Source organism: Mesomycoplasma ovipneumoniae (genome assembly GCF_035918255.1).
Taxonomy (GTDB): Bacteria; Bacillota_I; Bacilli_A; order Mycoplasmatales; family Metamycoplasmataceae; genus Mesomycoplasma; species Mesomycoplasma ovipneumoniae_A.
In genome coordinates, this window is the sequence record NZ_CP142136.1 from 238,361 (window position 1) to 263,482 (window position 25,122).

At 28.3% G+C, this 25,122-nt stretch carries 19 protein-coding genes and 1 tRNA gene; 13 read left to right on the forward strand and 7 right to left on the reverse strand.

Annotated features, from left to right (window positions below; translation table 4 throughout):
- Positions 1 to 4: 4 nt before the first annotated feature.
- The 8 genes from U3G01_RS00940 to ruvB all read left to right on the forward strand — a co-directional run bounded on the left by U3G01_RS00940 (position 5) and on the right by ruvB (position 12,928).
- The gene (locus tag U3G01_RS00940) at positions 5 to 2,683 is read left to right on the forward strand and encodes a hypothetical protein (protein ID WP_255030819.1); all 2,679 of its coding nucleotides are present in this window, start codon (positions 5 to 7) and stop codon (positions 2,681 to 2,683) included.
- 310 nt (positions 2,684 to 2,993) lie between these two features.
- Positions 2,994 to 4,652, forward strand: coding sequence for an IS1634 family transposase (locus tag U3G01_RS00945; RefSeq protein ID WP_326564830.1), 1,659 nt, complete (start codon positions 2,994 to 2,996; stop codon positions 4,650 to 4,652).
- Positions 4,653 to 5,517: 865 nt separating this feature from the next.
- On the forward strand, positions 5,518 to 6,867 hold the full coding sequence (gene asnS, locus U3G01_RS00950; protein WP_255030623.1) for an asparagine--tRNA ligase: 1,350 nt from the start codon (positions 5,518 to 5,520) through the stop codon (positions 6,865 to 6,867).
- Positions 6,868 to 6,877: 10 nt separating this feature from the next.
- On the forward strand, positions 6,878 to 7,519 hold the full coding sequence (locus U3G01_RS00955) for an RDD family protein (RefSeq protein WP_255030622.1): 642 nt from the start codon (positions 6,878 to 6,880) through the stop codon (positions 7,517 to 7,519).
- A gap of 2 nt (positions 7,520 to 7,521) precedes the next feature.
- Positions 7,522 to 9,780: an ATP-dependent helicase gene (locus U3G01_RS00960; RefSeq protein WP_255030621.1), complete on the forward strand. Its 2,259-nt coding sequence runs from the start codon at positions 7,522 to 7,524 to the stop codon at positions 9,778 to 9,780.
- A gap of 2 nt (positions 9,781 to 9,782) precedes the next feature.
- On the forward strand, positions 9,783 to 11,210 hold the full coding sequence (locus U3G01_RS00965) for a hypothetical protein (RefSeq protein ID WP_255030609.1): 1,428 nt from the start codon (positions 9,783 to 9,785) through the stop codon (positions 11,208 to 11,210).
- Positions 11,211 to 11,313: 103 nt separating this feature from the next.
- Positions 11,314 to 11,979 carry a Holliday junction branch migration protein RuvA gene (gene ruvA, locus U3G01_RS00970; RefSeq protein WP_255030607.1) on the forward strand — a complete coding sequence of 222 codons (666 nt, stop codon included), beginning with the start codon at positions 11,314 to 11,316 and terminating at the stop codon, positions 11,977 to 11,979.
- A complete protein-coding gene (gene ruvB, locus U3G01_RS00975; protein WP_255030604.1) occupies positions 11,957 to 12,928 on the forward strand; it encodes a Holliday junction branch migration DNA helicase RuvB in 972 nt (323 codons plus the stop codon). Before ruvA ends, ruvB begins: the two co-directional genes overlap by 23 nt.
- Positions 12,929 to 13,715: 787 nt before the next feature.
- Here ruvB and U3G01_RS00980 read toward each other — a convergent pair.
- Entirely contained in the window at positions 13,716 to 15,593 is a 1,878-nt protein-coding gene (locus tag U3G01_RS00980) for a DUF2779 domain-containing protein (protein WP_255030603.1), read from the reverse strand.
- A 21-nt stretch (positions 15,594 to 15,614) separates the two neighbouring features.
- Positions 15,615 to 16,763: a hypothetical protein gene (locus tag U3G01_RS00985; protein WP_255030597.1), complete on the reverse strand. Its 1,149-nt coding sequence runs from the start codon at positions 16,761 to 16,763 to the stop codon at positions 15,615 to 15,617.
- 215 nt (positions 16,764 to 16,978) lie between these two features.
- On the opposite strand from U3G01_RS00985, the gene uvrB reads away from it, so the two are divergent.
- Both uvrB and U3G01_RS00995 read left to right on the forward strand, forming a co-directional pair.
- Positions 16,979 to 18,973 (forward strand): excinuclease ABC subunit UvrB, encoded by a 1,995-nt coding sequence (gene uvrB / locus U3G01_RS00990; protein WP_255030595.1) that lies wholly within the window; start codon positions 16,979 to 16,981, stop codon positions 18,971 to 18,973.
- A 15-nt stretch (positions 18,974 to 18,988) separates the two neighbouring features.
- Positions 18,989 to 19,849, forward strand: a complete 861-nt coding sequence (locus tag U3G01_RS00995; protein ID WP_255030593.1) for an L-threonylcarbamoyladenylate synthase — start codon at positions 18,989 to 18,991, stop codon at positions 19,847 to 19,849.
- 63 nt (positions 19,850 to 19,912) lie between these two features.
- Here the strand turns inward: U3G01_RS00995 and U3G01_RS01000 are convergent.
- From U3G01_RS01000 to U3G01_RS01020, 5 genes are all read right to left on the reverse strand, one after another.
- Positions 19,913 to 19,989 (reverse strand) — tRNA-Ile (locus U3G01_RS01000).
- 60 nt (positions 19,990 to 20,049) lie between these two features.
- Positions 20,050 to 20,445, reverse strand: a complete 396-nt coding sequence (gene rpsI, locus U3G01_RS01005; RefSeq protein WP_010321069.1) for a 30S ribosomal protein S9 — start codon at positions 20,443 to 20,445, stop codon at positions 20,050 to 20,052.
- Between the two features lies 1 nt (position 20,446).
- Positions 20,447 to 20,884, reverse strand: a complete 438-nt coding sequence (gene rplM / locus U3G01_RS01010; protein ID WP_255030591.1) for a 50S ribosomal protein L13 — start codon at positions 20,882 to 20,884, stop codon at positions 20,447 to 20,449.
- 115 nt (positions 20,885 to 20,999) lie between these two features.
- Positions 21,000 to 21,785, reverse strand: a complete 786-nt coding sequence (rsmA, locus tag U3G01_RS01015) for a 16S rRNA (adenine(1518)-N(6)/adenine(1519)-N(6))-dimethyltransferase RsmA (RefSeq protein WP_069099876.1) — start codon at positions 21,783 to 21,785, stop codon at positions 21,000 to 21,002.
- On the reverse strand, positions 21,766 to 23,013 hold the full coding sequence (locus U3G01_RS01020; protein WP_255030589.1) for a TatD family hydrolase: 1,248 nt from the start codon (positions 23,011 to 23,013) through the stop codon (positions 21,766 to 21,768). Before U3G01_RS01020 ends, rsmA begins: the two co-directional genes overlap by 20 nt.
- Before the next feature lie 83 nt (positions 23,014 to 23,096).
- On the opposite strand from U3G01_RS01020, the gene U3G01_RS01025 reads away from it, so the two are divergent.
- The 3 genes from U3G01_RS01025 to U3G01_RS01035 all read left to right on the forward strand — a co-directional run bounded on the left by U3G01_RS01025 (position 23,097) and on the right by U3G01_RS01035 (position 25,007).
- On the forward strand, positions 23,097 to 24,089 hold the full coding sequence (locus U3G01_RS01025; RefSeq protein WP_010321073.1) for a ribose-phosphate pyrophosphokinase: 993 nt from the start codon (positions 23,097 to 23,099) through the stop codon (positions 24,087 to 24,089).
- A gap of 18 nt (positions 24,090 to 24,107) precedes the next feature.
- A complete protein-coding gene (gene rsmG / locus U3G01_RS01030) occupies positions 24,108 to 24,716 on the forward strand; it encodes a 16S rRNA (guanine(527)-N(7))-methyltransferase RsmG (protein WP_255030587.1) in 609 nt (202 codons plus the stop codon).
- Between the two features lie 75 nt (positions 24,717 to 24,791).
- Positions 24,792 to 25,007, forward strand: a complete 216-nt coding sequence (locus U3G01_RS01035) for a hypothetical protein (RefSeq protein ID WP_010321075.1) — start codon at positions 24,792 to 24,794, stop codon at positions 25,005 to 25,007.
- The last annotated feature ends 115 nt before the right edge of the window (positions 25,008 to 25,122 follow it).

Consider the following 25,122-nt stretch of genomic DNA (forward strand, 5'->3'; position numbering starts at 1 on the left):
TAATATGAATAAATTTAAAAAGTTACTGATTTTAAACACTTTTTTTGCAATACCCACTTTTTTCTTGCTTTCATGTGCTTCTGCTCTTGAAAGAAATCGGCAGGAATTTGACTTTGGAGTTTCAACAACAACAATTAATACTCTAAATTATGTAAAGAATAATTCTTCACACCAAATTCTCAATTCTTTAGTTGAATCTTTTGTAAAACCAGGTCCATCTGCTTCAAATTCATATGGGGCAAAACTAAATTTGCCTGCAATTACCTTTGAACTTTATAGCACAAATCTTCAAAGCGCATCTGCAGATCAAATTCTTCAAAATCCTACAAGCATTAGTGCTGATGGTTCTTCTTATCCAATTAGCGATTTTTCTTTGGCACTTGGATCAATAGCTCCTTCAAGTGGTGGCTCAAAATCTTTTATTGGAATTCAAAACGCTTCTCAATCAATCGTTTCAACCTCAATTTTTCTAAATAAAGGTGCTTCAAGATGGTCAAATAATCAACCTGTTATTGCCCAAAATTTTATTGACTATATTTTATATGTACTAAATATTAATGTCGCTTCACCTAATTTAGTTAAAGTTCTTTCAACAAACATTAAAAATGCCCAGAGAATGATCTCACTACAACAGGATTATGTCTCAAAATTTGGAAATCCTTATCTAAATCCCTTTGGTCAAAAAAGATACATAAAAGACGAAAAAACCGGTAAAGTTAGTCTTGATTTTGACCAAAAAGTTTTTGAATCACAAAACGAAGGTGATGAAGAATATGTTGCTCAATTCAGAGAAGAAGCGCGAAAATTTGGAATGTACACAGGTCAAATTTTTGAACAAATGACCAATAAAGAAGCTGTTGAGTTAGTTCAAGCTAACTTGTCTTTAAATCCCGATTTTAGTGCTAATTCAACTGAAATTAATGTTGTCGAAAATGGGCAAAGATCTGTAATTAAATTAACAAAAAACCCATTTTTAGACCCTTCACAAATTTTTGACGGTCCTAATTTAACTCCAAGATATGATTTTTTGCCTGGGGACGAATATGGACTTAGAATTCAATTTGAAGACTCAGCAGCAAAAAAATTCATTAACTTGTACAGACAGATCGTTTATCCTGATATATTTTTCCCGATAAACCGTGAATTTGTTGAGATTCATGCTGGTGGAATTAATAATTTTGGTACCGATTTATCGAAATTTTTAACTAACGGACCTTTTGATATTTCTGAACTTAATTTAGGTTCACAAGGTTCAATGATTCTAACAAAAAAACAAAGTTATTATTCATCAGATAAAACTGTTCCTAACAAAATTAAAGTCTTTTTTGCCGAACAACCTGAACTTTTATCTTCACTTTTCCTTGATGGCTATATTGCAAAAACTAAAATTCCTTCAACATTTCAGTCCAAATTCTGATCAGAAGAAAAAACAAGAAAATACATGGAAAAACAAACCGGATATGGGACAATCGGAATTCAAGTTAATTTGGACAATGTCAAAAAAGGAAAATCATATCTTCAAGATTCAGATCTTCGAAAAGTTATTTTTTATGGTATAAACCGGATTGATTTACTCAATTTATACGGTCTTGACCACTCTTTTCCACAGACAACTTGAACTAATTTTGACAGTATTTTAACAGCTCGGGGATATCCCTTAGAGACCTTTTTGGAAAACAGAAACTACCGTTCAGAACTTTTAGACTCAAGTGGTAGACAAGTTGAATTTCCAGTTTTAGCCCAAAATTATGGCTCACATTTAGCAAAAGGGGTTTGATTTGAATCTGTTCCGCGAGTTGACACTTCTTATAGTCCGCAAGCTGCAAATTTTTTCCTTGAAAGATTCAAAAAAAATAATCCTACTGTTAGAAAAGTTAAACTAAGTTTCATTTATAAAGATGATGCCGAAGAAAAAGTTGCTATCGGTCTGCAGGACATTTTAGCCCGAAATACGAATAATTTTATCGAAATTGACCCTGTTAGACTTCCTGATGGAATTTACCAACAAAGACTTTCAACTGGTGACTTTGATTTAACAATGAAAAACATTGACTTTTTCAACATCGGTGGTTCTCAACCTCATTCATATATAAAAGCGTTTTTCAACACTGATGAAATTTCGCCAAGTGATAATAAATTTTCTGGACTTGAGTCAAATCCAGCTTCTTCAATGACTTATTGAAAAATGTGAAATGAAATTTCACCTGAGCAAAGGGCTGAAATTGCTAAAAGACTCGAAATTTCTGACATTTTTTTAAAGAAATTTGAAGAACTAATTACCCGAAAATTGAAAGTTGACGCCCAAGGAAAGCCTATTTTTAAACAAGTCTACCTTGATGTAGATCAAAAAATTCCTGCTACCGATTATAATAATAAGCCAATTTTAGTTCCAGAATTCTCTGAGTCATTAGATGAATATAACAACAGAATTGACTCATTCTTTAATGCAATTTTTACTCCTCAGGAAAGACGTGAAGGCTGAACTCAGAATAGAGTTTTTGAATTTGTCTTGGTTTTTGAGAAAATAATTCGTGAATTTTCACCAATTATTCCAATTATGGAAGTAGACACTTTTTGAACCATCAACCGAATTAGGGCAGGATCAGGAAATTCCTTCCAGTTTGCTTTTGATGTTGAGAATATTAAGGTCAATTTTGTAACTCCTGAAGATGGTAAGGAATAAATTTTGCAATTTTTAATCTAATTTAATTTTCAAATAACTTGAAAAATAAATAAAATACCAGTAATTTCTGGTATTTTATTTATTATTAAAAAAATGGGGTAGATACCTGAGTCTGACAGTTTGATGACAAAAATTCACTTTTTAGTGAATATCCTGAGTTTCCCAGTTTGAAGGCAAAAATTCACTTTTTAGTGAATACAAATATGAAAAAATAACGGTAAATCAGTATTTTTTTATCGTAAAACCTTATTTTTTATTAATTCCGTTTAATTACATTTTTAAATTAATTTTTATGGTATAATTATAAATTATGAAAAAACAAAATTTGGTTTTATTTAATGTTTGAGGAAACTCGAAAGATAAACTATATAAATATGTTGGCTGAACACAAGGTTACGGTAAAGCTCCAAAACGGTGATTTAGTTTAGGAAATGTGCAAAATTTGGAAAAAATTAATCCAAATGCTATTCAAATTATCAAAGAAAAGTTGAAATTGTTTTCAAATTTAGATGACATGAATAAAGTCAAGATTGCTTTGCTTGATTCTATTAAAAATTCCAACATAATCGAAGGTTCGGTTTTTGTTGGCGGGGAATTAATTGAAAAACTTATTGAAAAGCACAATATTTTTGAATCACTTCCTAAAAGTAGACATAAAAATATGAAAGAAATTTTTAACTACTTAATTTCAAAACGGATCACTGATCCTGGTAGCATTATTAATGCTTTTGATAAAAAAGATGACTACTCAAATCAAATAAATACTTCCAAAAATAGTTTTTATAGACTCCTAGATCTTGTCTTTGAGTCACAAAATCAACTTTTAAATAGTGTCAACAAAATGGTAACAAGTGAACTTGGAAAAAGGGACAGTGAATTTTATTTTGACTCATCAACAGTCTATTTTGAGACATTTGAAAGAAATGGATTAAGAATTCCTGGTTATTCTAAAGATGCTAAATTCAAAGAAGACCAAATTGTCATTGGCTTAGCGTGTGATAAAAATGGTATTCCTTTTCATATTAAAGTTTTTAAAGGAAATACCGGCGATTCTAGTACATTAATCCCTTTTATTTTAGATGTTGAATCCAAATATAATATCAAAAATATGACAATAATCGCTGATCGCGGCATGTCAACAGCCGCAAATATTCGATTTCTTGAATCAAGAAACTATAATTTCATTATTTCTTATCGTGCAAAGGTAGGGACTCAAAAATTTAAAAATTATTTACTAGATCCAAGCGATTATGTTAATGTAAGTGCGGATTTTAAGTATAAAAAAGAAGAATTTTATTCATCATATAAAAATAAAAGATACACTGAAAATATTAGAAGAAGAATTATTACTTACAGTACAAAAAGAGCGATAAAAGACAGAAAAGCTCGTGAAGAGCAAATCGAAAGTTTTATTAAAAAACAAAATAAAGACGGTTTTATCGAGGTAAACAAATTGTTTGGTAAAAAACCTAAATATTTTAAGGAAATTTCAAACATGAAATTTGAATTAGATCAAAGTAAAATTGACAAAGACAAACAATTTGATGGCTACTATGTTTATGAAACAAATATACTGAATTCGAATGTCTTAGATATAGTTGAAAAATACCAAAAACAGTGGAATATTGAAGCTAATTTTAGAAGTCTAAAAGGTTTGTTGAATATTCGGCCCGTATTTTTAAGAATTGACGAGCACATTCTAGCTCATACACTTTTGTGTTTTATCTCACTAGTTATTTTAAAAACTATAATATTTAAAATCAACAAACATATTAGTGATAACAAGTTATTTGAAAACAATCAATTAACTGAAGTTGGTTTAGTAACGATGTTGCAAAAATTAAGGCAAAGGGTTGAATTTAACACTTTAGATCAGCAAATAACATTTAAAAATCGAGATGGTGTCCCTAGTGATCCGAATATTTGAAATAGGTACGATTTTTACTTTAATATCTTAATAAATAGGTAAAAAAAATTGTAATTAACTTTTAACAAAAAATTTAAAAAAGCCCCTAAAACCGGATACTTTTTTAAAATTACCTTATGAAACTGGGAAACTCAGGAAAATTCACTTTTTAGTGAATATAAATAAGCAAAAATACCGCTAAATACGGGTTTTTTGACTTAAAATCTTAATTTTTATAGTTTTGAAATTAGCCCTTTGTAAAAAAAAAAAAAAAAAATGCTTGGTCTAAGAAAAAATTATGTTATAATAAACATCACTTAAGAATAATTAATAAATTTGATATTGAATTAAAGGGGAATTTGTTATGTTTTTGCCATAAAAAAATCAGATAGTGCGAATTATCCATTATATTTTTAAATATGATGGAATGCCATAAATTTGACCGTTTAGAAATCTACAAACTTATGGCTTTTGGTTATTGTTCTTTCAAAACTTCATATATTTTTTTAGGCTCAATGTGAATAAAAATGAGTTTTCTTTTTACATTGAGTTTAAATAGTAGTTGTATTTTTTTATGATTTTTGTTAGCGTTTTAACTAAAAAAGGTAGTTTAAATATTTTATAATTTTGCTTTTTAAGTTAAAATTTTAGCTTTTTTTAGTTTGCTTTATTTGATTAATAAGTAGATTTTTCTTTCGCAAGTGTTAGTTTAAAATTTAGTGTTTTTGCCTTGATAGTTATTTTTCCTGAGTTTGCTAGAAAAGTTAAAAAAGCGTCTAAAATAATAAACTAGGACAGTTTTTTAAGATTATCTATCAAACTGGAAACTCGGGATTTTAGTCTAATTTTTATAGAAGTTAAAAAAAATAAATAAAATACCAGTATTTTCTGGTATAATATTTAATATTTGAAAAATGGGGTAAATAAAATGTCGGTATCAATTAATGAAATTTTTATACATCCTGAGTTGTATGATCAGAAGAAAATTACAGTTCAAGGTTGAATTACAAATATTCGCGGTAATCTAAAAATAATGTTCGTCGAACTAAATGATGGTTCGTCATTTAAAAATTTACAATGTGTCCTTAAGAGTGATAATATTGACTTTACAAAAGTAGAAAATTTAGCAATTGGTGAAGCTATTGAGATTAGTGGTGTTTTTTCAAGCACTCCTGAACGCCAACAAAATGGTGAGGTTTTAGTTGAGGATTTAGAGGCCAAAGGTCGTAATTATAACAATAATTTTCCGATTCAAAATCAAGAAATTTCCTTAGAAGTTCTTAGACAAATTCCACATTTTCGTCACCGAACTCGACTTTTTCGTGCGATAATGAGACTAAGATCTTCACTTTTTTATGAAATTCATAAATTTTTTCGTCGTCAAGGATTTGTTAATTTTTCAGCACCAATTTTAACCTCAAACGATGGTGAAGGTGCTGGTGAAACTTTTATTGTTGACGATGAGCAAAAAGATTTTTTTAACAAAAAAACAACTTTAGGTGTTACAGGTCAACTTCATGCTGAAGCTTATGCTCTTGGTTTTAAAAAAGTCTACACTTTTGCCCCTACGTTTCGCGCTGAGCGATCAAATACTAGAAAACATGCTGCCGAATTTTGGATGATTGAACCTGAAGTAGCGTTTTTTGATCTTGAACAAATTATTGAATTAGCGACAAAATTACTTCAAAAAGTAATAAAATCTGTAATAATTCGCAACAAAGATGAATTTGCATTTCTAGAAAAAGTGGGTGATAAAAACCTGCGCCGACGTTTAATTCAATTCTGTGATTCTCAAGTAGCACAAGTAACTTACGAACAAGCAATTAAATTACTTTCTGACCACAAAGATCAATTTGAGGAAAAGAACCTGTTTTTTGGTGCCGATTTAAAAACTGAGCATGAACGGTTTTTATCTGAACAAATTTTTCGCGCCCCTGTTGTTGTAATTAATTATCCAAAATCTCTAAAAGCATTTTACATGCACCAGAACGATGATGGCAAAACTGTCGCAGCCTTTGATCTTTTAGTTCCAGGAATTGGTGAGTTAATCGGTGGGTCTCAACGTGAAGTTCGTTATGAAAAACTACACGAGAGAATTACCGACTTGAACATGAAAGTTGAAGATTTCCAATGATACCTTGATTTGCGTAAATTTGGTAACCCCGGCTCAAGTGGTTTTGGACTTGGTTTTGAAAGATTGCTAATGTTTGTTACTGGAATTGATAACATTCGTGATGTAATACCTTTCCCAAGAACGAATAAAAATATTTTAATGTAAGAGGATAAAATTGAAAATTGATTTTGTAAAAGCAAGTTTTTGAAGACGTTTATTTGCAGGATTAATTGATTTTGTATTTCTTTTTCTTACTTTTTTAATATTTTTCTACCTATTTTTGATATTAACTGAATGGTCAAAAATAAAATTTTATCTTTGAATTCTAAGTGTTTTTTTATTTGTAATTTTTTACCGCATTTTTTTAATTATTTTTTTAAAGCAAACAATTGGACTTTTTTTAACAAAAACTAAAGTTGTTTTTTTCGAAGAAAACCTTAATTTTTTAAAAAAATTCTGAATTTTACTAAAAAGGGAAGCATTTTTAAGTCTTAATTGAATATTTTCGCTTTTATTTTCCTCAATTATTTTAGATTTGAGTTTCGGAATTGATCTTAACTTTTTTCAAACTTTTCAAAATTCAAGCCAAAATTTAACTTTTTTTCAACAAGTTAGCTTAAGTTTTCCCGCTTTATTTTCAAAAATTAACTTTTTCTTCTTAATTGTAAATAACCTCTCAATTTTAGGTTCAAAAAAATTAACAATTATTGATTCTTTTTCTAAAACAACTATTTGCTTGAAACAAACGCCTATAAAAGCGGATTATTTAAGATCAATTCATGCAAATTTTAGTCCAATTCATTGGGAGGTTAATTAATTATGTCATCACAAAATATTCTTTCACAGCTAAATGACAAACAAAAAATCGCTGTTATTAGTAATAGCTCGCATCTGAGAATTGTTGCAGGTGCTGGAACAGGAAAAACAACTGTTCTAACAAAAAAAATTGCCTATATTATTAATGAATCACTGGCATATCCCAATCGTATTTTGGCGCTAACTTTTACAAATAAAGCCGCCGAAGAAATGCGAACTCGTGTAGAAAAACTTGTTCATGAAAAGGCAAAAGATATACAAATTTTAACTTTTCACTCGCTTTGCAATTTGATTTTGCGAACTGAAGCAAAAAATATTGTTGAAATTGATGAAATTCAAATAGATGATTACCGTTTTAATATAATTGATGAGCAAGATCAGCGTAAAATTATAGAAAAACTTTTAGGTGCAAACCTTAAAACATCCGAGGACAAAGACGATAAAAAAATTACTGCATTTCAAGCGATTGAGTTTATTTCAAGAGCCAAAAATTTAGAGCAATCCCCAAGCCAAGCACTCAAGCTAGCAAATAATGAAGTTGAATTAATTAAGGCCAATGTTTATAAAAATTATATTGAAAAAACAAGGGAAAATAACATAATTGATTTTGACGATTTATTGCTTTATACTAAAATAGCATTTGAAAAAAATCCACAAATTGCCCAGCGTTGACAGAAAAAATTTGACTTTGTGCTTGTTGATGAATTTCAAGACACCTCGCTAATTCAGTATTCTATTTTAAAGTTTTTTATTAAGAACAATACAAAATTATTTGTTGTTGGTGATCCTGATCAGACTATTTATTCTTGAAGAGGCGCTGATCCATCACTTATTCTTAATTTAGAAAATGACTATCCTGATTTACAAACAGTAATTCTTGACAAAAATTACCGCTCAACACAAAATATTCTTGATGCAGCTAACCATTTAATTTCAAATAATAAAAACCGAATAAAAAAGAATTTAGTAGCTCACTCAACTGAAAAGATTGATATTCATTTTGAAGATCTTGGTAATGAAAGAGGCGCTGAAGTTGACTGAATTTATGAGACAGTCCAAAATTTAATTACAAAAAACAAAGTAAATTATCGAGACATTGCAATTTTAGCACGCTCAAATTTCTATTTTCGACAAATAATTGACAAACTTGATGCCCATAATATCCCTTATATAAAACACGGAAATTCTCCTCTTGCTGCAAAAAAAGAAGTTCGTGAAGCTATTTATTTTTTAAAAGTCATTGAAAATTCTGACCCTTATGCTTTTGAACAAATTATTAATGTGCCGGCCAAAAAAATTGGTGCTATCACAATTAGTAAATTAAATGATTTAGCAGCTAAATTTGAACTTAATTTGTACGATTTTTTATTTAAATACTATTCAGGAAAAATCAATTTAAAAGAAGAACATGGTAAAATTCCGTTAACTATTGAAAATCAAGCCAAAATTAAAAATCTTTTTGAAAGAATAACCGCCGCAAGACGATTCAAGTCTGAAATTGAAGAAAAAAATCCGACAGTTTTTAAACTTTTTTCGCAAGTTCTTGACTCTTTTTTGAAAAAAATTAACTACTTTAGTTCAATAAAAGATCCTAAACAAGAATCTGACACAAAAGAACTTTTGGAAAAATACTATGAATCACTTGATAATTGGCAAATCCAAAATCCTAACAAAAAATTAGCCGATTACCTTGATTTTGCAGTTATTTCTCATTTTGAACAAACCGAAACCCCAAATCGAATTAATTTATTAACAGTTCATTCTTCAAAAGGGCTTGAATTTGAGTATGTTTTTTTAGTTGGTATGAATCAAGGAGTTTTCCCTTCACAAAAAGTTCTTGACCAAAATCTTGAGAGTGAATACGAAGAAGAAAGAAGGCTAGCATTTGTTGCAGTAACAAGGGCAAAAAAAGTTTTATATATAACAAACGGATTTCGTGGTACTTTTTATAATGATCATGGTCGTCGTTGAAAATCTAGTCAAAATTCAATTTCACCATTTATTAAAGAGATGAAAATTAAGGCTGAACAATTTTATCAGTTTCGTAAACTTGATGCAACTGGAAAGCTTAATTACCAAAAAACTGATTCAGAAAATGTTGAATTTGCCCCTGGAAATCATATCGCTCATCTGAAATTTGGTAAAGGAATCATTTTGGAAGTGCGAGCTGACTCAATTTTGGTCAAATTTTTCGATATTCCTGGTGATAAAGGGATAAAAACACTTGTTAAAACTCATAAGTCCATTGAAAAAATTTCGTAAAAATGTCTCCACAAATTCAAACTTATTTAATAGTTGCGCTAATTTTGCTAATTAGTATTTTTTTTGTTTGCTTTTTGATTATAGTGTTACTTTTTGCCAATAATAAAAAAACCAAAATTCTCCCTTTAATTCCTTTCACTTATGATTCTGATTTAAAAAGAATCCGTGTTAGCGATGTTTTTTCACTTCCTAGTTTGAAATATATTGTTGAAAACAACAATTTACTAACAGGACTTTGGGTGAGTCAATCTGATTTTATTTCGCTCCTTGAAGAACCATATCAAAAATTATTCCTTTCACGAATTGATAATTGAAAAAAAGGTTCAATCACAATTAAATTTCAAAAAAGATTTCTTTTTAACAATAATTTTAAAGTTTTTTTCCAAGATAAATCAAAAAACGGTTTTGTTTTAGCCCAAATACAAAAATCAATTTTTGATATCGCTAAATACCAAAAAACCTTTAAAAATCGACTAGTTGACAAACTAATTCTTGATTTTGCAACCCCAAGTTTTCTGGTAAGCTTTAGTTTTCCTTTTGAAATAACGGACGATTTTGCTAAAAATTTTTATATTTCTTACAACAAAATTCTCCCTTTTTTTGTTAAAATTTCTAATTTTTCCATTTTTTACTTTGAGAATATTTTGATTATGCAAATATGTGCAAAATCACCTAAAATGCTGGAAAAAATTAGAAATTCATACAAAAATTTTGCAAAAGCCCATAATTTAGGTAATTTTTTGTCTTGAGTAATTATAAATTTAGATACTCAAATAAATTATGACTGAAAAATAGAAATAAAAAAATTTTTTAACCAAATAACAGCGAAAAAAGCCTTATTTCTCGAAGTAAATTCAAGTAGTCCGCAGTTTAAGTCGATTATTGACACCAAAACACAAGTTCAGCAAATATTTAATATACAAAATCATTTTCTTGCGCATATTTATCAATTTGATAATAAAAACCCTGTTTATAGCGTCTTTGATTTAGACTTTCACAGGAACCAAAAAATCGATGAATTATTAAAATTTTTAACCCAAAATCCTTCATATGATCATTCGCAAAATATTTACAAAATTAATTATATAATCGCGCAAAAAATGCGTAATTATCCAATTGATTTTCAAAAATTAACATTTTTAATTGAAACAGAAATTAATATACCAGAAACAAATATTAGTCATATTCCTAATATTTGCTATCAAAAAATAGTTGATTCTAAGCTTTTTTATTATCTTGCAATTAATAAGCCACCTTTTTTATTTATTAAGAACCTTAATGATTTTACCGATTTTAGTGATGGAAATGATATAGTTGTTTCATCACTTGGCGAATATGCCCGTCGTGAAAAAGTAAAAGTTGTTTTTAAAAAGCAAGATATAACAAAATTTAACTTTGGTAATAAGAATTTTCCTCTCTATTATTGGTAAAAATAATAAAATTTGCTTCTTTTTCCTAATTTTTTCCTTTTTTTGGCCAAAAATAGTTAAAAAATTAATTTAGGTTGCAACAAATTACTATAAGGGAGCAAAAATGCAAATTTATCAATATGGAAAAATTGTCTCAAAAAATAAAAATTATTTAATTATTGAAAATCAAGGGAGTGGATATTTACTGTATGTTCCGCGGATTGACCGTTTTAATACCGATGAAAATAGAAAAATTTATCTTTACGAATATGAAAATGATTATTCAAAAATAACTTACGGATTTGCAAGCTTCCGTGAAAGAATTTTATTTGAAGATTTAATTTCAATTCAAGGAGTTGGTCCAAAAACTGCTATTTCTATCCTTAACAGCGGTTTGCAAAACGCAATTAATTTAATAGCCGCAAATGATTGGAAAGGTCTTTCAAAAATTCCTTATCTTTCCGAAAAAAATGCTAAGCAAATTGTTTTTGAATTTCACGGAAAATACAAAAAATTTCTTGAGAATGACAAAAAACAAAATCAGGAAAATATTCTTGAAACTGATTCTAAAGAAGTTGATAAAACCGATGATTTGAATGATGAAATTCTCCAAAATAATTCAGTCGAAGAAAAGACATCATCCGAACTTGAAGAAACTTTAAAAATGCTTGGTTTTAAACCTAATCAAATTAATTATGCACTCACAAAAGTTGAGCCTAATGAAAATTTCGAAAACTTAATAGAACAAGCTATCAAGATTATTTCAAATGCCAGAGAATTTAGAAGTTAGGCCAACAAATTTTGATAATTTTATTGGCCAACAAAAATTGGTTGAAACACTGAAAATTTTAATTTCATCTTCTCAAAAGCGCAAACAAGCTTTAGACCATATTTTATTTTATGGACCTCCTGGAACCGGCAAAACGACACTAGCAAATATTGTAGCCAACGTTCTTGAATCCAAAATTAAGTACGTGCAAGGCCCATTACTCGAAAAAAAGGCCGACGTTCTTGCTATTTTAGCAAATATTTCTCAAGACACAATTCTTTTTATTGACGAAATTCACGGAATTAATAAAAATATTGAAGAGCTTTTATATTCAGCGATGGAGGAGTTTGTTATCGATTTACAAATTGGGGTTGATGGCGAGCAAAAAATTATGAGAATGAAATTGCCGCATTTTACACTGATTGCCGCATCAACAAAACTAGCGCAAATTTCAACACCTTTGCAAAATCGATTTGGCTATATTGCCAAAATTGTCAACTATACAACTGATGAAATGGTTCAAATTATTTCAAATTCTGCAGCAATTTTGAAACTGCAAGTCAACAAAGAAATTATTAAATACATTGCTAGTTTTTCAAATAACACACCTCGAATTGCTAATAATTTATTAAAAAGAATTCGTGATTTTGCACTTGTTTTGAATAAAAAGAAAATTGACCGCGAAATTGTTAACAAAACTTTTGACAGCATTGGCATTTATAACCAAGGCCTTTCTCAAATAAACATTGAATATTTGAACACCTTATTCAAAATTTTTAAAGGAAAATCTGTCGCACTCGATGTGCTTGCTAATGTTTTAAAGGAACATCGGCAAACAATTATTAATATAATCGAGCCGCCATTAATTGAAAAAGAATTAATTGAAAAAACTCCTAGAGGTCGCCGAATAACTTCAAAAGGTAAGCAATATTTAACTGATTTAACTACTAAAGACGAAAAAAACACCTAAAAAAGCGTAACCTTTTTAGGTGTTTTTGTTTCAATATGTACTATTTTATCCCTATTTTCCTGAGTTTGGCAGTTTGATGGTAAAAATTCACTTTTTAGTGGATACAAATATGCAATAATACCCGTAAATCCGGGTTTTTTGACGGTCAAACCTTAATTTTTATTATTTTGAAATTGAGCTTTTGTAAAAAAAAAAAAAAAAATGTTTGGTGCAAGAAAAAATTATGTTATAATAAACCTCACTTAAGAATAATTAATAAATTTTGATATTGAATTAGGGGGGGTAGTTATGTTTTTTGTCATACTAAAATTAGATAGTGCGAATTATCCATTATATTTTTAAATATGATGGAATGCCTTAAATTTGACCGTTTAGAAATCTACAAATTTATGGCTTTTGGTTGTTGTTCTTTCAAAACTTCATATGTTTTTTTAGGCTCGCTGCAAATAAAAACGAGTTTTCTATTTGCATTGAGTTTAAATAGTAGTTGTTTTTTTATGATTTTTGTCAGTCTTTTAAACTAAAAAAGTAGTTTAAAAATTTCATAATTTTGCTTTTTAAGCTAAAATTTTAGCTTTTTTAGTTTGCTTTATTTGATTAATAAGTAGATTTTGCATCCATGAGTCTTAGATTTAAAATTTAGTGTTTTTACTTTGATAGTTATTTTTCTTGAGTTTGGCAGTTCGATGGGTTCCTAGTCACCCGAATATTTGAAATAGGTATGATTCTTACTTTGATATCTTAATAAATCACTAATAAAAATTGTAATTAACTTTTGTCAAAAAAGTTAAAAAAGCGCAACCTTTTTAGGTGTTTTTGTTTCAATATGTGCCATTTTATCCCTATTTTCATAAATAAATTTTAAAAAATCCCAAACCATTATCATCGCTATAACATCATTTTGGCAGTAAATTTGTAAATTTTTTCTAGTTTCTATTCACTCCATGTCTCCAATGTAATTGAAATAACGATCAACGGCTTTAATCATTGCTTCAAGACCATTTTTTACAGCTAATTTTTTATAAGGTGTTATTAAGTGATCTAAATTATAATTATATTCATTAATAAAATTTTCAATTTTTTTAATTGAGTAAAAACCTTTAAGATCAGAAATTACAACTCAATATTTTGAGAATGGGTCCTTTAAATCAATAGTTTTGGCAATTATTTCATCAACTTTTTTTTGATATCTTTGAATTTTTTCAATTGCCTCATGATATGGATTATTACTTTGGTAATGCATAAAAATTATGTTAACCATTTCTTTAAGTCTTGTAAGTTCATATGATTTGTTAAAAACAACGTAAAAATCAGCACTTTCGAGATAAATTTTATCAATAATTTTGCAAAAATTATCCCAACTATAAGTTTTAGGATCAAAAACGACATTAGTTTCGTCAAAATCTTGAGGTAAAATTTCTCCATTATCAGTGACAACAATTGAAACTTGGGTAACAATTTGTTGAAAAGGTTGGGCATAATCCATAGCTGGAAAAGGTAAAGAAAGAGCTTCAAAATCATACCAAACAATTTTTTTCCCATTCATTTTATTAATGAAGGTTTCTAAATTTTCAATTTCATTAATAATTATTGAATTACTTTTTTTGAAAAAATTATACCAATATGAATTTTTTTCAAAAGAAATGAGTTTAGTTTCATCATTAACAAGTGATAAAATTCTTCTAGAATTTAAAAGTGTTCCGCTAATACCAGTTAGTTGAGGATAAAACTGTTCAACCAGGAAAGCAAAGTTAGGACTTTTTTCAAAGGCACTGTTATCAATTTCACTAGGTTTAGTAAATTTTGTTACATTTTTAGCATCAAGAATCTCATCAATAGCAATATTAACAGGGATCATGTGAACAACTTTTTTATCTTTAACCTTAGAAATTTTTTCAATTTGATTTCTGAATAAGTTTTTTATTATTTTATTGTTCTCTAAAAATGTATTATCTCAAAACTCATCTAAACTAAGACCATTTTGCTTTGCAATTTTTTTTGCAAGAAAAATATTCCCACTTTCAGAATCAGCTTTGGATATAGTTTTTGCTGATTTATACCTTGAAATTCAGAATGTTTCATGAAATTCAATTTTATTTTTTTTTGGATGTTCAACTGTGTTAATTAAAAAACAAGATACTTCATCAATCGGATTTAAATCACCACTGATTTCTCGAAGCATATAATTAGATATTCAAAAATCCCAATTTGCTCTTAAATAGTCTTTGACTTTAGTTGAAGTAGAAAGTTTTAAAATACTTAATTTTTTGTTAAAAACAAAAAAAACTGACGGCTTAGCCGTTGCGTTTTTATATTCAAATGCAGGGTTAAAGATTATATCACATTTTTGATTTTTATAAAAATCAACGGTTTGCTCAATTTTTTCATCAATTAAAATTTTAGAAACAAGACAAATTTTTTTGTCAGCAAACCTTTCTTTTATATAAAAGTAAAATGTTTTGTTGAAACTTTTAAAAATATTCTCATGCAATTCGGGAAATTTTATTTGATTTTCATGAAAAGAGTCAAAATCTCAAAGTTTTTGATCGAAATCATCATCATCTAAGTCAATTTCATCTGAATTTTGTGCATCTGGATTGTTTCAAATAAAATATTTTTGTTGAGTATGCAATTTTAGGTAATGAGAAAAATTAATTTTTTCCATTTAAATACAAAACCTTAATAATTAAGTATCTATTTGAAATTTTTGCTCTAAAATCGCCGGGTTAACTTTTAAAATATTTGGTGAATCAACAAGATTTTGATCAAAAATATGACTATCAGTAAAAAGCTTATTATAACCGCCAACAATTTTATAAAAATTATTTTGTGATCTTCAAGGCAATTTTACTCTAAAAATAAAAGTATTATCTTCATTTTCAACAGGTCTGACATAATTTGCTAAATATTCAATATCTTTATTGTTAATTTGATCAAAACCGGTTTGAACCCCTGTATTTTCACGTTTAAAAACAAGAGTATAATTATTTACAGTGTTAATTTTAACTACTCCAGGGCTAAATTTAACTTTAAAATCAACATCAATATTTTGAAGGTCACTATGAATTTGTCCTGCGAATTTACTATTAGAAACTTTGACACCAACAATATCACCATCAGTTCTAAAAGTTAATGGAAATAAATTCTCATCAAAACTTAACATGTTACCCTTTTGATCATAAAGTCCCGAAATTATGTAAGTTGTGTCTCGTTCAAGATTTTTGAGGTTTACATATAAAGACTGATCAGATCTTAAGTTATGTGTAAAACTTTGTGTTTCAGGATTAGATCGAAGTGCGCTTGCCTTTCTATATTGAACATCAATTTGCTGTGATGTCAAAGTTGTATCAGAAAGTGAAACCTTAAAACTATATTGGCTCGAAGGGTCAGTTGAATCAAGTTTTTGGAATGAACTAGGAATTATTGTTGGATTTGGATTAGTTTGAAAAACATTTCCGCGAACAAATAATTGCTCTTCTTCTTGGCCGTTAATGCGAGTAATTCTAACAACATATTTGGTTTTTGAGTCTAAATTGTTAATTTTTAGTAAAACTTTGGGCTTATTTTCGTGAAGTGCGCGAAAAGCTGAAAATTTAACCTGTTCATAATTATCAGTGTTTTCTTTTCTCAATTCAACTTTGAATGTTTTAGATAAATTTTCTTGTGGAGCTAGTGAAATATTATTTAACAAAAGTTCGACAGATTTTGATTGTATATTCTGAATTGAAATTTCTGGAATTTCGGCATTTGAGCATGCAACAAAAATAACAGGCACGGAAGAAAATAAACCTGTCTGTAGCGTCAAAAATTTTAGTTTTCTTTTAAAATTTTTCATAATTTCCCTTTTCTCTCATTCCTAAATAAAAAAATTATACCACAAATTGCTAAAATTATTGCTTTTAATAGTATTTAAAATTTAATTTTTTTCATTTTTTGTCTAAAACATAAAAAAATTAATCACCCAAAGGTCCGCAAAAATAAATATAATTGAATAAATGAAATTTGTGCTAAAATTTCTTTTATTCTGCAAAAAAAACGGTCTGATTTCAAATGATAAGTCAAAAAAAATTTAATAAATTCCACCTTAAGGCAAATTATAAACCTAGTGGCGATCAACCCAAAGCAATAAAAAGCATAATTCAAAATATTGAAACTGGTAAAGAATCGCAAATTTTGATGGGTGTAACTGGTTCTGGAAAAACTTTTACAATGGCGAATGTAATTGCGCACTTTAACAAACCAGTATTAGTTTTGTCACACAATAAAACGCTCGCTGCTCAATTATATACTGAATTTAAGGAATTTTTTCCGGAAAACCGGGTTGAATTTTATGTATCATACTTTGATTTTTATCGCCCTGAGTCATACCTTCCTTCAAAAGATGTTTATATTGAAAAAACAAGTAAAACAAATGCTGATCTTGAAGCAATGAGAATGTCTGCTCTTAATTCGTTAATCGAGCGAAATGATACTATTGTTGTTGCTTCGGTTTCAGCAATTTATGGGACTCTAAACCCAAATGAATATCATGATAATTTTTTGCTTATAAGTGTCGGTCAAGAAATAAAACCAAAAGAATTAGCCCTAAAATTAACTAGAATTAAGTATCTTAATAACTTAGTTGAGCAAAAACCGGGACTTTTTTCACTAAAAGGTGATGTAATTGAAATTTCGCCAGCTTGAGATGAAACTTTTAACATCAGAGTTGAATTTTTTGGCAATACAATCGAAAAAATTAGTACAATTCAGCCAGTCTCAAAAAAGCTAATAAAAACCTATTCAGTCTATACAATTTATCCTGCCACTGCATATAGTGTTAAAAAAACTATAATTGATAAAGCAATTGAATCTATTAAAATTGAGCTTGAAGAGCGCTTACTTTTTTTTGAGCAAAATAATAAACTTGTCGAAAAACAAAGGCTAAAAGACCGAGTTAATAACGATATTGACTCTTTAAGTGAATTTGGAATTTGTTCTGGAATTGAAAATTATGCCCGTCATATTGACGGCCGTCAACAAGATGAGCAACCATTTTCTTTACTTGACTATTTGCCGCAAGATGCCCTAATTTTTATTGACGAGTCTCACGAGATGATCAAACAAATTGATGGAATGTTCAAAGGTGATCGAAGTCGCAAGCAAACATTAGTTGACTATGGTTACCGTCTTCCTTCAGCGCTTGATAATCGGCCTTTAAAATTACATGAATTTGAACAATTTAGGCAGCCTAAAATTTTTGTTTCAGCCACACCAGCTCAATATGAACTTGAAAAAACTGATGGTGAAGTTGTTAGTCAAATTATACGGCCAACTGGATTGCTTGATCCTGAAATTATAATTGAAAATACTGATAATCAAATGGCAAAAATTTCTAAATATTTAGATTTGCAAAAAGAAAAAAAGGAACGAACTTTAATTTTAACAACAACAAAACGTAACGCTGAGGAAATTAGTAAATACTTGCAAGAAAAAAAATTACACAATGTTTATTATTTGCACTCAGAAATGACAACCTTTGAACGTGATGAAATTATTATTAAATTACGAAAAGGAATTTTTGATGCAATTGTTGGGATAAATTTGCTTCGTGAAGGTGTTGATATTCCGGAAGTTTCATTGATTCTTGTATTAGATGCAGGTCTTGCTTCTTTTTTAAGATCAAAAACGTCATTAATTCAAATAATTGGCCGTGCTGCTCGAAATCAATCAGGAAAAGTAGTCCTTTTTACTGATGGAATTACAAAAATAATTCAAGAAGTTATTAATGACAATTTAGCTAAACGAAAAATTCAAATACAACACAATCAGGAAAATAAAATAATTCCAAAAACAATAAAAAAACCAATTCCTGAAAGTATAAATCCAAATGCTCTAAAATTAAGCAAAGTTCTTCATGAGAAAAAAATGAATAAAAAAGAAATCGAAAAACAGATACAAATTTTAGAAAAAGAAATGAGAAACGCCTCTAATGCTAACCGTTTTGAGGAAGCTATTCAAATTCGGGATCTAATTGCCGAAATTAAACAAAAAGCGGATCAATTTTAAAAATAAAGTGTTAAAATGAAATTGGAATTATTTTATAATAAATCACTCTCATCGCTATGTTTTTATGATAGTCAAAAAAAAATGCTAACAAAAGTAAAAACACCTGTTTTTACAGCATTTTTTTCAGATTTGGAGTCTAAAACTATCAGATTCAATTTTTGCTTTAATTTAAAAATTTCTTATTTTAATAACTTTTTATTTTGACTTGCAAGTCAAAATTTAATTTCAAAAAACAATTTATTTAATGGGCTTAATTTGTCTAAAAATAAAATATTTGCTCTAAAATTGTTGAATAATTTCCACATTTTATTTTGAAAATATCAGATCAATAATCTTGTCATTTTTATTGAAGATGATAATGAATTTAGCGATTGATTTGCGCAAAATTATGTCGTTTTTAAGGAACAAATTTATAAAAATTCTAAACTATTTATTTGTTCTACAGATACTGTTGTTGGACTTGGTTCGTTTTATCATGATTTGGATCTAGAAGCAATTTACAAAATAAAAAACCGAGATGTTAGCAAAAAAATTGTAACTTTGGTAGGAAAAATATCGCAAATACAGCCATTAATTAGCCCAAGTAATTACAAAATTCTTAAACAAAAAAGCAAAAAATATTGACCTGGCGCAGTTACTTTTATAATTGAAAAAAAATCATTTAGAATTCCTGGGCTAACAAAGTGCCAAGACTTATTTATAAAAAATGGCCCTGCTTTTGTTACTAGCGCCAATATTTCCGGCCAAAAACCTCTTAATTTTCAAGAAGCTCGCCAATTATTTTGGCAAATCACAAAATTTTACGATTTTGGTCATGGTTCAGGTCGCCCCTCAAAAATTTATGATATTGATCTAAAAACTTGAGTTCGAATTTAAAATTTACTTCTTAAAAATAAAAAAAACCTTTGGGAAAAAAGGTTTTTTAAAGTCAATTAGATATGGTGGGAACGAATGGGATCGAACCATCGACCTCACGATTATCAGTCGTGTGCTCTAACCGTCTGAGCTACGCTCCCGAAGGTGATATAACTATAGCAATATAATTATATCATATTTTTTTAAAAAGGAAGAAAAAATTACCGTTTTGAAAATTGACGTGCTCTTCTTGCTTTTCTCAATCCAAATTTTTTACGTTCTTTAGCTCTAGCATCACGTGTCAACATTCCAGACATTTTAAGACTTGGACGATAATCAGCTGAAATCTCTAATAAAGCTTTTGCAATTCCTAATCTAATCGCACCGGCTTGCCCAGAAATTCCACCACCATGAGCATTAACACGAATATCAAATTCAGAAATTGTATTTGTAATAGCTAGTGGTTGTAGAGCGTCTTTAATTAAAATATCAGATTTTAGGTACTCTTTTGCTATTCGGTTATTAATTTTAAAATGACCATTTCCGCGTTTTAAAATAACACGGGCAACTGAAGATTTTCTTCTTCCTGTTCCATAATAAGTTAATTCTTGATTCATTCTAATATTTGACCTCTAATTTTTTAGGGTTTTGACCTTGGTGTGGGTGTTCAATTCCGGCATAAACATAAAGATTTTTTCTTTGTTTGTCCCCTAGTTTTGTGTGAGGTAGCATACCATAAACCGCTTTTTCAATTAAAGCAATTGGTTTTTTTGCACGAAGTTCTCTAGCAGTTCTAACTTTTAAACCACCAGGATAACCAGAGTGTCTATAATATAGTTTTTGGTCTTCTTTTTTTGCTGTTAATAAAATTTTTTCAGCGTTAATTATGATTATTTTATCTCCCATATCAACGTTAGGAGTAAAAAGCGGAGAGTGTTTTCCGCGTAAACGGCTAGCGACAAACGCGGCTAAACGCCCTAAAATTTGTGACTCTGCATCAATAACAAACCATTTTCTTTCAACTTCATTTGGTTTTATAAACGTAGTTTGTCTCATGACTACCTTTCTATAATTTTTAAAAAGATTTTTATAAAAATAATGTAACGACTAAGGGAGGGAGATTTTTAAAATTATACACTATTTTTTGAAATTCAAAACAAAAAAATAAAAATTATTTATTTTTAATATTATCAAAATAAAAATTTGAAAGTCTAGCGTAAGTTTCAAAATTTATTTCTTGTGGTCGTATTTTTGGGTCAAAATTGAAAAAATTAAAAATTTTTTCAATTTCCTCTTGTGATAAAGAATTTTTGAGATTATTATATAATGTTTTTCGCTTGAATTGAAAGCACAATTTTGTAAATTTAAAAAATTGTGCAACTTTTTCAGGGTTTAAATTTTTTCTTATTGAAAAATGAACAATAGCAGAATTTACCTTTGGAACCGGAAAAAAAGAACTTGGAGGTACAACGAAAAACTTTTTTACTTCAGCAACATATTGGCAGGCTAGTGATAATTTTGAGTAAGATGGTGAGCCTGGTTTTGCAATAATTCTATCGGCAACCTCATTTTGAACCATTATTAAGATTTCATCAAATTTTTCAAAATTATCAAATATTTTAAATAGAATTTTTGATGTTATATAATAAGGAAGATTTCCAATAACTGTTTGTTTTTCTGAAAAATTCAGATCTGAAAGTAAAAAATCCTCATTAATTATTTTTATATTCTTGTTTTTAAATTTATTTTCAAGCAGTGGAATTAAATTTTTGTCAATTTCATAACAAGTCAAAAATTTAGCTTTTTGGACTAAAAATTTAGTCAAAAAACCGGTTCCAGGTCCTATTTCAACAATATTTTTATCTGCTAGGTCAATACTACTTACAATTTTTTGGGCAATTTTTTCATCTTTTAAAAAATTTTGACCTAGATGTTTTTTAGGCGATATTTTCAGCATTTTTTACCTTAAAAATTTTTAGCGCATTTTCATAAACTATTTTAGAAAGCTGCCTTTTTGTTAAATTTTTCAAATTAGCTATTGTTTGATAGGTATTTTCAATTTGCGGAGATGTATTGGGCCAAACTTGACGATTAGGTTCGGGACTTAAATATGGCGCATCAGTTTCACACAAAATTCTTGAAATCGGAGTTTGAGATACTATTTTTCTTAGTTCAACACTCTTTTTGAATGTTATTACTCCTGAAAAGGAAAAATAACAGTTTTTTTTGTTAACTATTTCTGTGAATTTTTCATAATTTGTTGAAAAATTATGAAAAATAAAGTTAATTTCAGGAAATTTGTCAATTATTAAAAGTATTTGATTAATTGCATTAAATTCGCCAAGTTTGTCGCGAATATGCAACATTACAGCGATATTATTGCTTTTTGCGATTTCAATTTGGGCCAAAAGTGCATTTATTTGTTCTTGTTGGCCAGGGTTATTTTCATAATAAAAATCAAGACCAACTTCGCCAATTGCTACCACATTTTTGTCAATGTATTTTGAAAGGTTATTATAATTATCTGTTGTTTTTATTAAATTTGGATGTATTCCAATAATTTTATATATTTTATCAGAATATGAACTAATTGGTTTAATCTCTTCAAGATCCTCTCAAGAAGTTCCAACAACAAAAAGTAGACCAATATTATCATCAAATCATTTGGTAATTTCTTGTTTTGGGTTTTGAAAATATTCCAAAAAAGGATGGCAGTGAACATCAGTAAAGTTATATTTTTCAATTTCCTTAATTTGGAATGTTAAAAATGAAGAATTTTCTTCTTGAAGCCAAGGTGCAAAAAAATTTTTAAAAACTATACTTTTTTGGTCAATTTTAAGATAAAAATCACGTAATTTATAGTGTTTTTTAATAAAATCAAGTATAAATTCGCCAATAATGTTAATTCAGTTAGAATCCAAAAGTTGACTAAAAAAAATCAAACTTAAATAGAAAGTTTGTTCTTTTTTAGAAATAATAAAATGTGCTAAACTAAAGTCTAAATTTTTGTCAAAGTCAACAACAGTAAATTCATGATTATTTTCAAAATTTTGGAAATAATCCAAATTGGCAACATTAGTTTTACCATTTTTAGTTTTTAAATTTACTTCTAAATTAAATTTTTTAATCGAATTTAGAAGTAAATTTAAATGCCGCGGAGAAAATTGCTCGATTTTTAAATACATTATAACTTTTCGAAATATTATTAAAATTAATTATATTTTATTATATAATTATATTCTAAATAAAAAAATAAACAAGGCGAAAAATGAACATAGATATAAAGAAAAGTGTAATTCTTTTTGGAATGGAAAATTCACTAGATTTAGCAAGAAAAATTTCAATTCAAACAGGAATTCCGCTCTCAGGGATTGATCGAACAGTCTATGCTGATGGCGAAGTTTTGCTAAAATCTAATGAAACTGTTAGAAATTCAACGGTTTTTGTTATTGCAAATACATCAAGACCAGTTAATGAAAATATAATGGAACTTTTAATTTTCATTGACTCTTTAAAGCGAGCTTACGCTCAAGAAATTGTTGTGGTTCTTTCATATTATGGTTATGCTAGACAGGATCGAAAATCATCCGGAAGACAACCAATTACTGCAAAATTAGTAGCTAATTTACTTGAAAAAGCAGGTGTAACTAAACTAATTTTGGTTGATATTCACAATCCAAGTATTCAAGGATTTTTTGATATTTCAGTCGATGAACTTCATGGCCAATATATTCTTGCAAATGAACTTGTTGGCAAAAACAAGGATTATGTTGTTGTAACCCCGGATCATGGTGGTGCTGTTAGAGCTAGAATTTTAGCAGAAATTTTAGGAAAACAAACAAATGTTGCCGTTATTGACAAGCGAAGAACCGGGACAAATCAAACTGAGGTTCTAGGATTAATTGGAAACGTTGAAAATAAAGATTGCATTATAATTGACGACATTATCGATACAGGTGGAACTATAATAAATGCTGCAAATGTTGTTAAACAAAAAGGTGCAAAATCAGTAATTTTAGCAGCAACACACGGTGTTTTTAGCCACGGATTTGACAAATTTCAAGAAAATGAAAATATTGACAAGGTAATAATTACTGATTCAATCGATAATAGACAACTTGTAGAAAAATTTGATAAATTACTAGTTACATCTTTAGCTGAATTTTTGTCAAAAAGTATACTAGCATGCATCCATTCAAAATCAATTACAAGTATTTATGAGGAAATTAAGGAAAAATTAATTTCAGCAAACAAAAATTAAAATATTTTCAATGTTTTTATGTATAAAGAAAAAGTAAAGTTACTTGTTGATTTAGATGTATTTGAAAAACTTGAGCAATACGTAAAATTAATCGAATTTTATAATCAAAAATTTAATTTAACCGGTTTTTCAGGGGATATTCTTTGGAAAGAAGGCATCCTTGAGTCCATTGTTACAATGAATTTTATAATAAATTTTTTGAAAAAAGAAAACATTTCAGAAAAAGTAAAAATTTTAGATATTGGAGCTGGCGTAGGCTTTCCTTCGATTCCGTATTTAATTTTTGATCCAAAAATAGAGTTGACCATTTGCGAGTCTATGCAAAAAAGGTGCCAATTTTTAAAAAAAGTATCTGAAACTCTGGGAATTAAATTTAATTTAGTTTGTAAATCTGTCCAAGAAATTGAAAACGATAATTTTGATCTTGTGACAGCACGAGCAGTTGCAAATTTAGAAAAACTCGATAAAATTGTTAATAAAATCAAGGCCAAAAATACAATATTTGCATTTATTAAAGGACCAAAAATTTTTGAAGAGCTCAAAAATTGCAAAAATTGCGATTATCAGGTTGCAGAATTTGTCAATAATCTTGATAAAAAAATTTTTATAGCATTTAAAAAAATATAAAAATTTAATATACTTATAATTATTTTTTATTGTAAAATTGTGTTCTAATTGATAATTTTAAGTAAAGGAACTAAAATGAAAACTACAAGATATTTTAGCATTGATATTAAATGTGCAAGCTGCAAGGTGGTTTTTGAAAAACTATTTGAAAATTTGGAAGATTTTCAATGGAGTGCAAATATCAGTGCAAAAGTTTTGAAAATTATTGCTGATGAAGAAAAATATCCTGACGAATTTATTAGTGAAAAATTAACTTCTGTTGGTTATGCAAGTGAAAAAATCGACGAATAATAGAAAATTTTTCGTTGACTCTAAACAAAAGGCAAAAATAAAAATATTTATTGAGTTATTAATTTTTATTTTTGCCTTTTTTTCGTTTATTTTCGATACTTTAAATAATTATAAA